Below are 12,431 nucleotides of genomic sequence, written 5' to 3'. Positions count from 1 at the left end.
TGCTTAATGAACAAAGGAAATGAAACGGAACGCACAATAAATCAATAGGCGTGCTGTTTTTTTAACGAATGGTGTGGTTGATAGCAATATGTTATCCATTTGGTTTTGTCGCTGATCGCTGGAGAGAAAAATCAACGCCTCCTGCAGATCACATTGAAATGAATATAAGCACCACAACCGATGTATTAAACAGCGCGCAGTGTGGTAAAAACCACCGCTGAAGCAGATAACGGCGATTTTTTCGGCATAATCTTTCTGTCCGTCCTTGGTGGTGTTGTTCTTCACCGGAATAAATATCAATGAATTAACTTAGAGTTATCAATTCAATTTTGCGGGTCATATCAAAAAAATGATATGACAATGCTGAATTTCTGTAGGGCAAGTGCAATTGAGTAAAATTCGATATGTGAGATCTATCTGTGTCATTAATGATTTATAGTAATATATAGGTGTCATGATAAAGTCGTTTATTATAATAAGCGAAAAACGAAACAAGTTGAAATTTCAGTTAATATTTCAAAAAAAAGTCAGGTGTTTCCAAAATTAATAACAAAAATAAAAAATCTTAAAATCATGTACAACCAATGTCGTATTATGGCCGGATAATACGGCAGATACTTATTCTGTTCGGCGGTAGCATTGTATTTTGGTAATTACAGCATGTTTTATAGCTACTGATGGCAATACAAAGTTGTCAACTGTTCGGTACTTAGCTTTTTCTGACGGTTTTTTATAATTGAATTGCGGTGCAAATTCGTGTCACTTATGACTCGTATATTTATATCTAGAGAGTGAATGTGTTAAAAAAGTACTATTTTATATTGTTTGCATTCTGTTCTTTTCACGTGACAGCACAACCTGGTCACTGGATGCCAACGGCCAAAAAAATTTCAGGCATCGTGGTTGAAGGTATCGAAACTAGTGGCAAGGCACTTATAATAATTGATGAGGGAGTGCCAGACAGATTTATACCTGCGGAATGTAAATCGCCTTACAACACTGTAGATCTAACAACTGAGAAAGGACGTGGGATCCTGTCTGTTGCTCTTTCTGCTCGAATGGCAGACAAACCAGTAAAATTGGCCTTGTCTTGCATTGGAGCCCGTCCATTAATCACACATATCTGGCTCTAAATATAACAATGTCAATCAACCGATTCAAAAAACGACGCGCGTATTTTTCAAAGTGTCGTAAAAAATTCGCACATTTTCCTCGTGGGTGTTGGCGATTAGTGCCGCTGACCAGGTCGATATAGGGCAGGAAAAACGTCAGAAAATCGTACAGAATGATGTGGATTATGATCTGTTCATAGTAGGAGATATTGAATTTATTGGCCTGAAATGATGACAATAGCTCTGATGCATTTATCTGTTAAGAGGGTGAGTAATGCTCCACTCTATGCACTGTAAATATACTAGTTAACTTTGGAGGATTTATGAGAAAATTATTTGTTGTTTTGAGTTTATTAATGTCGACTCATTCATATGCGGCATTCAACTGTACAGTAGATGTGAATCGAGTGCTCGTTTATAAGGATGGTTCAATCAACATTCTTCATAATGGAAGAAATGATTACACAAATATATGTAATTTGAATGATGGTTGGAAGGGAGTAGATACAGTTACATGTGCGATGTGGACAAGTATGCTTCAAAATGTTCAGAATAATAATAAAAAAGCGATTTTCTACTATGATGGCACTGGTTCGTGCTCAACGTTAAATACATATGGAAGTTCTCCAGCTCCTGTTTACATTGGTTCAATCGACTAATTTATTGGGTAAGAAAACGAAGAATCATTATTTGATTTAGGTTTGTCTAAAGAATGTCTTTTAGGTTCGGATTAATTTATATCTCATAAAATTAGAAATTAAAAGTGCCTTTTCGCCAATGTTCAGTTTGATAATGAACCTTCTCGCACAAATTAATAATTAATTAGCCTGTCGCTGGTGTTACTGACTTCTTAAATTATAATAGGTAGTAAAATGAAAAGTGTTTTAATAGTTTGTTTCTTATGTGTTATTACATCATTCTTTAACGTAGCAATGGCTGCGTCAGGGGGAAGTAGCGGTAAAATTAAAACCATCCTATGGTATGAAGGCCATATAGGTGTCTTAGTTAAACAAGAGGGCATGTCTGATTTGGGTGGGTGTGGTCGTGCCGATTACTATATACTCGATGATAAACATCCTTATTTCAAGGAAATATATTCACTTATTCTATCTGCTCATATCTCATCGCAACCGCTTAACCTTCATTTAGATGGGTGTGTTCAAGGGATTTCAAGAATTAAGCATATCAGCAGTAATAAATAACAACTAATCAAAGGCAATAAAAGGGGGCAGAATCATTGATTCTGTCCTATTGATTTGACGACTTACTGTCATTATCTTTTTTGACGTCAAACTGTAGAATCAGGTGCGTATATTTCTGCTTCCACATTTAAACTTACCAGATTTAACTCAGCACATCGTTCAGCGTTGCAATAACAACCCATAAATTAGTGACATAAACTTGGGTGTAATTACGTCTTCATTTAATTGTTGCACTTATCTTTCTTATATACCAAGTAGAAATGAACTGAAAATAAAAAATAAACGGAATTGGCTAATGAAATATAAATACATTATTTATGCTGCCATAGCAGTATTAATTATCACATTATCGAATTACTTGCTTTGGCACAAAGATTCAACAAATAAAAAAGCGAGTAAAGAAATAACAGAAACCACTGAACAAGCGCAAGTTCCGCAAGAAAAAATCAGTGATAACTATGAGTACCCAGCGCCAGTTAAACAGTTACAACAGGTATTGGTGAAATCTTATCAACCGCCTGTTCATGAAGGCGAAGAATTTTTTCCAGACGACCTTCTGAAGCCAGATGAAGAAACTTCAGCAAAAGCCGGAGTGAAAGTAAAGATTGATCAACTCAGAGAGCGTATCGAGACGATTAAACGAGATGGAAAGGTGGGGAGTTAAACAGTGGAAGTAATAAAGAAAAAATACTTAAGATGTATATTATCAATTTTATCCTTAGCAGTCTTTCTACCCGTTTCAGTCAGTGCATCTACTACTTATCTGAAAGGCCAATTTGATGTAAATGGTGGTCAGGTTGATTACCAGCTGCCGATCCAGGTAGCTCCGGGGCGAGCTGGCCATGCACCATCGCTGCAACTGGCTTATTCAAGTGATAATCCTAATGGGATCCTCGGAGTAGGGTGGCAGCTGCACGGTTTGTCATCCATTTATCGTTGCGGAAAAAATTTAGCAATTGATGGTAATTGGGGCGGAGTAAACCTTGATAGCAATGATCAATATTGCATCGATGGCAAACGTCTTATTGCGATTACAGGCAAACCTGGTGAAAATGCGACGGAATATCGTACTCGTACCAATGACTACCGCAAGATTGTTTCATTTGGCAGGCAAGGCAGCGGCCCTCAATACTTTAAAGCCTGGTCAAAAGATGGCCAGGTGTATGAATATGGAGTAAGCGGTGATTCACGTGCGGCGCTGCCGGGAAAAAAAGATGTTTATAAGTGGTCGCTTAATAAGATATTCGACATAACCAGAAAAAATACGATTAACTTTGGTTATATAGAAGACTCAAATAATGGATCCCACAGAATTGATCTAATAACGTATTCTGGTGGTACCGTTAAATTTAACTATGAAAATAGAAATGACACTCAGTTTAGCTACCTTGCTGGTAGTAAGATCAATAAAAATCACCGTATTAAGTCTATCGTCAGCAACACAGCAAAGGGTGATGAGGTTGCTAGTTACAAGCTAGCATACTACTATTCAACTGGTACCAGCCGAACCTTGCTAAAACATATACAACAATGTGCCAATGGCGTATGCAGTAAACCGGTAAAATTTGCTTGGCAGTCACAAGCAAGCCCAAGTTTTTCAGCTAATAAAAAGATTTTCGATCAGAGTATTAAAAATGCCAAATTCTACGATCTCGAACGTGACGGCAATCTGGAAATATTCACGCTGAGAAAAGATAAAAAATCAGTTGTACAAAATAGTGATTACAAAACTAAAGCAAGTGGCTGGAATCATGTCTATAGCAACGCAAAGGGTGCAGACTGCCACGATTTCGCTATTGCAGACTGGCATGCTAATGATAAGCCTATATTTCGGGCCTTTTGTTCGGGCTCCGCATCAGCATCGTTTTTAGCGTACCCGAATGGTAATGGTCGTTATTCTGAGTTTTATACCGCAAATGTGAATGGATATGGTTGGGCGAAAAAAGACAAATATCCAACCGATAAAAACGGTGATGGTAAATATACCCTTGAGCCACTATGTGACAATTGCAGTTACATTGATATTAATGGTGATGGTCAAACAAATGAATATCTGAAAATTGCTAATGGCAGACTTGATTATTATAAAAGTGGAAGGGTGGTTCAAAATGTTTATAAGGGAGAATACCAACTATTAAAGGTTGCAGATTTTAACAATGACGGTTATCAAGACTTATTGACTGGTAGTAATAATAAATCATATTCGGGTTTTTCTAGACCTGCTAATAAACAAGGTAAACTTAAGGTCTATTATTTTAACGGCCATTCATTCGTAGCAAATATTTCAGATTTTAATGTTGATTATAATGAAAAGATAACAACTCAATCAACCACATGCGGTGCTGGTAATAGTGGTTCGTCTACGTGCACTCGTTATCATTATTCTTTTAAACCTTTTGGCGTTGAAATCGTTGATACTAATAGCGACGGATTTAATGATATCGTCTATTACAACAAAGTCTATATCAACAAGGGCGGAGTATTTAACAGTAGTATTGATAGCGTCTACTCTTTACTTGGTAATAAAACGACAAGTGTGGAAATTATAGATGTAAACTCAGATGGCTGGCCTGATAATCTGTCTGAGGGCGACATTAAACGGTCCAAGGCTTTTGCGCAGGATAAAATCAAAACAATCTATGAGCATGGCTTAAGCTATGATATTACCTACGCGCCACTAACTAGCGATGTACACCAGCAGAAGAAATACTACGATTACCCCATCGCCAACTCAACGCCGACCAAATACGTTGTATCTAAGTATGTTGCCAAGCCGCAAGGCTACTCGGAAGTGAAAACCGAGTTTGAATATTATGGTGCAAAATCACACTGGAAGGGAGAGGGTTTTCTTGGCTTTGAAAGAATTGACCGTACCCGTTCCGGCACAAATACCGAGAAGACCGTAACGACATTTGAGCAAGTCGATCCGTTGCTGGCAGGAAAAGTCAGCGAGCGACTCACTTACCGAAATAAAAAGCTGTATGTAAAGAAAAACTATCGATACAGCAAAAAACAATTCAGCGGCGTAGGGGCGAAATATTACTCGCTGTTCCTGGATGGTAAAACAGAGATTTTATACGATGATAAGAATCGTATTGAAAAGAAAACTGTCACATCGCTAACCTATGATGCCTTTGGTAATGTATTAACCAAGGAAGAAAAGATAACCAGTGGAATAGCGGGTGCCGGTGATTTTACTACAAACTCTGTCAGTGAATATTTAAGTACAGGTACTAACAAAACCAGCACCGTTATTGATGTTACCGGTTCAGTCAGTGCCTCGGTGCTGAACAAGTACGATAGCTTCCAGTTGATGTGTTCATCCAATGGGACTAAATACATCAAGCCAACGGATCAGTTTGTGCTGATCCACGGTGATATCAGCATTCCGTTGATCACCAAACGCTATAACGAATATTACAAACTCGTTATTCACAGCACCACCAATTCCAACGGTGTGTCGGTCATAACCAAAGCCGATTTTGTTCCGGTTACTGAAGCGGTGTTTAAATCAGCCAATAGCACTTCGTGTGGTAACTATGTGGTGATGGACCACAATGGTGACGGTAAACTTGATTTGACCAGTGTCAGCAAAACGGTTACTCAGTTAATCACTGAATCTGGCGATAACTACTGGAAGGTGAGTGCACCTTTCAAAACAACCCAGAAAATTAAGGACAACAGTAAAGGGTTTAATCGTGTCACTGTCACTACTTTCGGCTACACGTCGAACGGTTTGATTGATTCGCAGGTTGTTAAGCCCGAGCAATATGAGCAGGGTGACACTACCTACGGCAACACCAGTAAGCAGATTTCCACATCATATACCTATGACCGTTACGGTAATCTTCTCACAGAGCAGGTATCCGGTACTGGGGTCGCTGCCCGTACTACTACCACTCAGTACGACGCCGCAGACTTGTTCCCTTTATATACCACCAACGCAAAAGGACATCAGACCCGTTACAACAGTTACGATGCGCGTTTCGGCCTGGTGAAAGAAATCGTCAGTCCGGTTAAGGGACGAACCACCTTATTGAACTATGACGGTTTTGGCCGCGTGCTTAATGAGAACCCTCCGGGTAGCAAAGACAATACGGCTTATGTTTACCGACTAGGCAGCGCCTGCCCTGAAAGTACAAGTAAAACAGTTAGCTGTGTGATCACAAAAACGGCTAACGGTGCCGGAGGTGTTTACCAAACCGTTAATCACTACGATTATGCCGGGCGGGAAATCCGCGCGATGCATCAGGCTTTTGACGGCCGTTGGGTATACCGCGATAGCCAGTGGGACAGTGATGGCCGTAAAGTTGCCGTCACGCGTCCGAGCTTCAAACGCCCTGACACCCGGGTAAACCCGGTGCCAACCGTAACTTTTTCCTACGATGAACGGGATCGTGAAATATCAAAAACCGAGCCTGCCGCAACGGGTAAGGCTGCAACGTTTGTTACCCGTTACAACGGCCTGACCACAACATTGTTTGATGCCAAAGGCGAAAAGAAAACCATCACCTACAACGTACTGGGTCACATTACGGCAACGACAGAGCCAATGGGAGCGTCGCAAACCTACATTAACTACCCAGACGGCAAGCTGAAGGAAACCAAAGATTCTGCCGGAAATATCATTCGTATTCGCTATGACAACCTCGGTTACAGAACCTACCTTGACGACCCAAATATGGGGGGATGGAGCTACGACTACAACGTCTTTGGCGAGCTGACGGAAAAGACAGATGCCAACGGTGTTACTACCCGTATTAACTACGACAACTTGGGCCGTAAGATTGCAGAGAAGCAGAGTAACCAGACCTCAACCTGGGTTTATGACACCAAGGTCGAGGGTTTGCTGTCTTATTTTGCTGGCAACGGCAACAAGCGTGACTTCCGTTACAATAGTAAGGGCCAGGTTGATGAGATTGTTATTACAGCCAAAGGGCAAAGACTGGCGACACGATACACCTACGACGGGCTGGAAAGGGTTGCCAGCGAAGTTCGCCCGAACGGCCTGAAGCTTGAACATCTCTATAACCCATACGGTTATCATGCTGCCGTACGCAGTCCGAAAGACTTTGCAGATAATGTACTGAACAGCCCGAGCTTTAGGGATGATATCCAAAAACTGATCGATGACGCGCTGGCACAGGCCCAGTCTTATTTGAACAAGGCTGAAGAGTATGCGGTTAAGGAATCTTTCTTTGAGCAAAAGGCCGGAGATTACGCAAGCCGAGAACTCGACCTGCATAATCTCGATAGTCAGTCGATTCAGTTACTGAAAGATGCCAACCGTTACAAAAAATACTGCGCGGCGAATGGTGAGTGTTATCTGCAGGCGGCAACCTGGGTGCTGTTGCATGATGATGTGACCATACCTTTAGATATTGACTTAAAACAATACTTCAAGATTTCAAGCCATCACACAGGAGCGGCTCCCGGCCGCATGGTGTTTGATTCTACCGTGCACAAAGTCAGTGCTCAGGAATTTAACAGCCGTGGTTTTACCAAGGGCGAAGAATGGCTGCTGAGAGATTATGACCGAAACGGTACCCTGGACTTAATCAACAGGGATGATGTATATACCGCATCGGTAGACAGCACCACCCAACAGGCGCTTATCTATACCTCAGAAGACCTGACGCTGGCAGCACAGATTGCAGCAACCCGCTATCAGTATTACTACCAGCTGGCTGATCAGCTCACCTCGCTGGCCGAGCAGGTGGGTGATCTTGCCGGGCTTTACTGTGATGATGCCAACCGGTTGGCGGGAGATAACCTGACACAGCGTAATAGCTGCGCCAATGGTCAGCAGGTAAGCCAGGTCGATCACCTGCAAACCGTACTGACGCAAACAGAATTGGGTAAGGCTGCTGGCGATCAGCGTTATGTCTACTACTGGCAGCGTCAAAGTACCGATGCCTATGATCATACCCTGGCTGAAACGCTTGGCAACGGGCTGGTTAACAGCTATATCCATAATCAGCAAACGGGACGGCCTAATGCCATCGCGACTCATCTCGCCAGCTCTGTGGTCAGCCAGCGTAACCACCTGAACATGAAGGCCGGCCAGAACATCCGTTACTTGCGATATAACTACGATGCGCACAACAACGTCACACGGCGTGATGATCTGGAATTAGGGATCAGTGAAAGCTTTGAATACGATGCGCTGGATAGACTAGCAGCATCCGTTCCAATGCTCGATCGGGCTAACCGTCATGGCCAGAACAACCCGGACTTTAATCGCCGGTTCGATTATGACTACGACGCGCTGGGTAACCTGAAAAGCAAAACCGATATCGGTAGCTACGAATACACCGGCCCCGGCCCGCATATGGTTTCCAAAGCCAACGGTATTACCTTTACCTATGATAAAGTCGGTAACCTGCTGAAAGGAGAAACGGGGACAACGAAGAAGGTGGTTGAACGCTCGCTGGAATGGAGCAGCTTTAATAAACCGACCAAGATCACCCGAAACGGCCATACGGTAGAGTTTGCCTATGACGCCAACCATAGCCGTTATTACCGCAAAGACAGCTCTGGCAAGGAGACCCTGTACTTCGACAAGCTCTATGAGCAGGTAAAAGATATCAACAGCGGCGAAATTGAGCATAAGCAGTTTATTTATGCCGACGGCAAGCTGATAGCGCTCAATATCGAGCAGCACGACAGTGCCAAAAAAATCAAAGACCGTCAGATCCGCTACCTGCATTATGATGCGCTGGAATCGGTCGATTTAATCACCGACGGCTACGGCCTGATCGTAGAGCGCCGCAGCTTCGACCCGTGGGGCAAGCAGCGTAAGCTTCTGTGGCGTGACAAAAATAATGCGAGCAGCTTGCAGCAGTTTACCCTGACCAACCGTGGTTACACTGGGCATGAGCACCTGAAAGAAGTCGGCCTTATTCACATGAACGGCCGGGTTTATGATCAAGATCTAGGAAGGTTCCTTAGCGCCGATCCGATTATTCAGTCGCCGTATATGACCAATAGCTTTAATCGGTATAGTTATGTGACAAACAACCCGCTGAAGTTTACAGATCCGACAGGGTTTGTACATGTAGAAGGAGCAGGGGCTGGAGATGGTTTAGGAAGAACGAGTGTTGATTTGGGAGGTGAGAAAGACACAAGGAGAGGTGATAATCGAGCTCGAAATGGGCGTAGTCGAAATGATGGACGTACATTAATTGAAGGCAGTTTTGTAAAAGATTTTACAATCTTAGCAAATAATTTGTTTGGGTGGCTTACAGGATATCAATTATCTGAGGATGAATTAGATTATTCGAATTGGCGTAGTATGAGTCGCTATACAGTTGGTTTATCTTATGTCGGCTTTCAACAAATCAAGCATATCACGTCGACATATATGAAGCTTTCTGCTGGTGTTTATGATGTAAACTATACTGGTGTCGATGGTTATACAGGTTCAGTAACCGCTTTAAGATCAGGGCTTCAATATGGGGTGTTTATGAACGCTATGGGTCATACTATAGTAGCTTTTGCAGGGACGCAGGTTCAAGACATGGGAGATTTAGCTACAGATGGATTGCAAGCATTTGGACTCTCTACAGCACAATACAGGCAAGCTATTTCTATAGCAAAACAGCAATATAGGATGGCCAGTGGTAATATTACTTTCACAGGCCATTCACTCGGTGGCGGCTTAGCTACTGCATCTGCTATGGTGACAGGAGCTGGTGCTCGAGTATTTAATGCTGCGGGAGTGCACGAAAATACGATAGCTGGTTATGAAAGGTTAGGCTGGAGTGTTACGAATTATAATAGTACTTTTGATGTTATACAGGGACTTAATGCAATAACTCCTGCTAGTACAAGGGGAGAAACGGTTTCTCTTGGCTCTGCTGGAATTCATGTTATGAGTGGTGTTTGTGGTAGCGTATCAATTTCATGTTGAGGGATATAGCTTGCGATTTGTTAATTGTGTGTTTTTAACGGTATTTATTTTTTATGTAGCTTCTGCATCAAGTTTTACAACTGCAAATGATCTTGATAAAGCTGAGACTCAATTTAATCAAAAGAACAGAAATAACAATGTGTATTTTCTGAATGTAGATAAGATGTTTTCAGATAAGAAGTTAAGAGTTCTTGCTGAAGCCGCTGCTCGTGGAAATACTGACGAAATTGATGGAATAATTTCATCAGGAGTTAACGTTAACCAAAAAGGGACAGCTGATGCGACAGTTTTATTTTGGGCATTAAATAATAAAAAAGGATTTGCACACCTTCTAAGTAAAGGTGCAGATCCTAATGTTGTATTCTCAAGTGGAGGTTCTGTTATTCACCGTTCTGCTGAGCTCTCGGATAGTTGGTTTCTTGAAACATTACTAAAAAATGGTGGGAATCCAAATTTAGTGTCACCAGACACAGGTGAAACTCCAATTTTTGATGCAATATACGTTAATAACTATGAGGCAGTAAAGATATTGAGCGATTTTAAAGCCAATTTGAACTTTATAAATCGAACTGGACCGGCAGGGTTTAAAGGCTCAACACCTATTTTTAGTGCATTTTATAGTACAAATTGGGAGATGGTTTATCAGTTATTACAATTAGGCTCGGATTATAATATAAAACATGAAGTGATTAATGAAACTATTTTAGAAGTTATGGTTAATGAGGCATCAAACCTTGCAAAACCAAATTTATGGTTAAATAAATCTATAGAGTGGATAAAGATTGATATGGGTAGGGTGAATTAATTAAAGGTAATCAAAGGGGGCAGAGTCATTGATTCTGACCTATTGATTTAACAGCTTAATGTCTTTATCTTGGTTGAACTCAGGTTAAGGGATGGCTCTGTTCAGTAACTTAGTTGAGAGCCCAGTACCCAGCGATTCTCTCTGTGAACAGAGTAAATGGGGTCAGGTCTTGTCTTTTGCCAATGATGGACTGAGTTTCACTTAGGCCATTTTTTCTGGAGGGAAGTTCATGAGCAGAGCATTACGTATTGAGTATGCGGGGGCGTTGTATCATGTGACTTCCCGCGGTAATGCGCGCCAGCCTATTTATTTGGGTAGTGCATAGCTACTGTTTAATGACCAATCACTATCACTTTTTGATTGAAGTTGGTCGCTACATGGCTTTGTTGCCTAAATCATTTTGAACCATTTACAAACTGACGGATCAGATCTTACTCATAACCGAATGAGTAAGCATAATGGCCAAAGTTAAATACCTAACCTCTAATTGGAAGCAGTACAACCAAGCGCTTATTAATCGTGGTTCGATTACTTTTTGGATTGATGAAGAAGCAATAGCTTCTTGGCTTTGTACTCAACATAGAGAGCGACGTGGGCGAAGGTATCAGTACTCAGATACTGCGATTACAACTGCACTGATGCTTAAGAGTATCTTTAAGCTGACACTCCGCTCTCCTGGTCATACATTCATTAGTAAACGAGCGAAGATCGTCAACATCAGTATCAAAATGCCTATTCGTGGTGAAATTCGTTATCTTGCTATTGATTCCACTGGCCTGAAAGTTTTTGGTGAAGGTGAAGGTGAAGGTGAAGGTGAAGGTGAAGGTGAATGGAAAATGAAAAAGCATGGAAGGAAAAGCGCCGTGTTTGGCGTAAACTGCACCTCGCCGTTGATGCGGATTCACAGCAAATTATTGCTGCTGAATTGTCGCTATCAAATGTCACTGATGGATAAGTACTTCCTCAATTACAACAACAGACTCAACGAAAAATCAGAGCAATATCAGGTGATGGTGCTACGATACATCGTCGATGTTATGAAGCGATAGCTAAGAAAAAAGCATCGCATTTAACTGGGAGCATGGATATCCTCGTAATCGTGGTGTCGCCAATCAGGATATTCACGGTAGTAACGAGCATTGGGAAAAAGTGATTGGATATCATAGACGGTCATTGTCAGAAACGGCGATGTTCCGTTTAAAAACGTTGATTAATTCCTCACTAACATTACAAGATTATAATGCATAAGTGGATCAGTGTATGCTGCAATTCGAGCAATGAATAAGTTAACGATGCTGGGTATGTCGGTTACACAGGCAGCCTGCTAACGTTTTAATTAATTGCAGAGAGCTATCTGATTTTTTGATTTAGGCAACAAAACCATATTCCACACAGAATCG

At 41.6% G+C, this 12,431-nt stretch carries 6 protein-coding genes and 1 pseudogene; all 7 read left to right on the top strand.

Features of this window, described 5'->3' with window-relative positions; genetic code table 11:
• The first annotated feature begins 797 nt into the window (after window positions 1–797).
• Complete coding sequence (locus tag AC2204_RS12035) at window positions 798–1,133, top strand: hypothetical protein (protein ID WP_318925765.1); 336 nt, start codon at window positions 798–800, stop codon at window positions 1,131–1,133.
• A gap of 302 nt (window positions 1,134–1,435) precedes the next feature.
• The gene (locus tag AC2204_RS12030) at window positions 1,436–1,771 is read left to right on the top strand and encodes a hypothetical protein (protein ID WP_318925764.1); all 336 of its coding nucleotides are present in this window, start codon (window positions 1,436–1,438) and stop codon (window positions 1,769–1,771) included.
• A 213-nt stretch (window positions 1,772–1,984) separates the two neighbouring features.
• Entirely contained in the window at window positions 1,985–2,314 is a 330-nt protein-coding gene (locus AC2204_RS12025; protein WP_318925763.1) for a hypothetical protein, read from the top strand.
• 295 nt (window positions 2,315–2,609) lie between these two features.
• Window positions 2,610–2,978 carry a hypothetical protein gene (locus AC2204_RS12020; RefSeq protein ID WP_318925761.1) on the top strand — a complete coding sequence of 123 codons (369 nt, stop codon included), beginning with the start codon at window positions 2,610–2,612 and terminating at the stop codon, window positions 2,976–2,978.
• 3 nt (window positions 2,979–2,981) lie between these two features.
• The gene (locus AC2204_RS12015; RefSeq protein ID WP_318925760.1) at window positions 2,982–10,226 is read left to right on the top strand and encodes a Tle-like phospholipase domain-containing protein; all 7,245 of its coding nucleotides are present in this window, start codon (window positions 2,982–2,984) and stop codon (window positions 10,224–10,226) included.
• A gap of 10 nt (window positions 10,227–10,236) precedes the next feature.
• Entirely contained in the window at window positions 10,237–11,031 is a 795-nt protein-coding gene (locus AC2204_RS12010) for an ankyrin repeat domain-containing protein (protein WP_318925758.1), read from the top strand.
• Window positions 11,032–11,489: 458 nt separating this feature from the next.
• Window positions 11,490–12,359 (top strand): annotated as a pseudogene (locus AC2204_RS12005) (IS5 family transposase).
• Window positions 12,360–12,431 lie beyond the last annotated feature (72 nt).

The sequence above is a fragment of the Photobacterium sp. genome (genome assembly GCF_057456235.1).
The sequence above is the reverse complement of the archived record's forward strand: the minus strand, read 5'-3'. Positions and strand labels throughout refer to the sequence as shown.

Bases quoted from the DNA above. Each gene is read 5' to 3' on its own strand.
- AC2204_RS12030 (WP_318925764.1), top strand. From the start codon at position 1,436: ATGAGAAAATTATTTGTTGTTTTGAGTTTATTAATGTCGACTCATTCA.
- AC2204_RS12025 (WP_318925763.1), top strand. From the start codon at position 1,985: ATGAAAAGTGTTTTAATAGTTTGTTTCTTATGTGTTATTACATCATTC.
- AC2204_RS12020 (WP_318925761.1), top strand. From the start codon at position 2,610: ATGAAATATAAATACATTATTTATGCTGCCATAGCAGTATTAATTATC.